General features: G+C 70.6%; 1 protein-coding gene. It reads right to left on the reverse strand.

Annotation, left to right across the window (positions count from 1 at the left end; genetic code table 11):
• Window positions 1-1,344 (reverse strand): DNA primase (gene dnaG / locus HV824_RS35760; RefSeq protein WP_176425269.1); only part of this gene is annotated, 1,344 nt, incomplete at its 3' end.
• Between the last annotated feature and the right edge of the window lie 9 nt (window positions 1,345-1,353).

Genomic DNA, 1,353 nt, shown 5'->3' on the forward strand with positions numbered 1-1,353 from the left:
GGCGGGACGGCTGGGGCTCGAAAGAGGTGCCTCCCCGCCGGCGGGCTTGGGCAGGGGCACCTTGCTGCGCAGGGCGGACTCCACGTCCGCAGGGCGCCAGCCGAAGTGCTCGGCCACCGCGCTGAAGAGGGTGGCGCGCACCAGGCCCACGGGGACCTGGCCCACCACCGGCTTGAGCCGCTCGAGCGCTGCCATCTTCTCCTCGAAGCTCGCGGCCTTGCCCTCTGGGAGGAGCGAGGCGAACAGGTAGCTGGTGAGCGGGTGGGCGCCTTCCAGCAGCCGCTCCACGCCCTCCTGGCCCTCTCGACGCGCGAAGGTGTCGGGATCATCCCCTTGTGGCAGCAGGGCCACTCGCGCGGTCGCCCCCGCGGCGAGCAGGGGACCGGAGAGCCGTTCGACCGCAGCGAGGCCGGCCGAGTCTCCGTCCAGCAGCAGAATCAGCTCGCGGGCCTCGGCGCGCTTGAGCACCTGCATGTGCCCGGCGGTGAGGTTGGTGGAGCACAGCGCCACCGCGTGCCGCACGCCCACCTGGTGCAGGCCAATGGCGTCGAAGTAGCCCTCCACGAGCACGGCGGCCTTGCGCTTGCGCATCTCGTCGCGCGCCTGGTCCATGCCGAAGAGCGTCTCGCTCTTGTTGTAGAGCCGCGACTCGCGCGAGTTGAGGTACTTGGGCCCTTCGTCCGCGCCGACCAGCCGGCCACCGAAGGCGATGGGGCGGCCCTCCGGCGCGCGGATGGGCACCATCAGCCGGCTGCGGAAGAAGTCGTAGTAGCCGTCACCGCTGTTGCGCTTGAGGACCAGGCCGGCCTTCGCCGCCCACTCCAGCATGCCCAGCTTCTGGAAGCGCTCCGTCAGCGTGGCCCATTCGTGGGGCGCCCAGCCCAGGCCGAACGCCATGGCCGTCTCCTCGGAGACGCCGCGGCTGGCGACGTAGGCGCGGGCGGAGCGGCCTTCGTCCTGCTGCCACAGCATGGCGCGGAAGTGCTCGGCGGCCTGGTCCGTGGCCTCCTTGATTTGCTGCCGCTCCCGCATGCCGGGGTCCTGCTCGGCCTCCAGGTCCACGCCGAGCTCGCGGGCCAGATCCCGCACCGCGTCCAGGAACGTCTTGCCCAGGTAGCGCTGGACGAAGGACACCGCGTCACCGCTCGCGCGGCAGCCATGGCAGAAATAGAAGCGCTTCTCCGGCACCACGTAGAAGGAGGGCGTCTTCTCCTGATGGAAGGGACAGCAGGCCTTCCATTCGCGCCCGGCCTTCTTCAGGTCCACATGCCGGGAGATGAGCCCGACGAGGTCCACCCGGTCGAGGACCTCCTGGATCTTGTGCTCAGGAATCACGACGCCCACCCCCTGGCC

The organism is Myxococcus sp. AM009, from assembly GCF_013372605.1.
Lineage (GTDB): Bacteria > Myxococcota > Myxococcia > Myxococcales > Myxococcaceae > Myxococcus > Myxococcus vastator.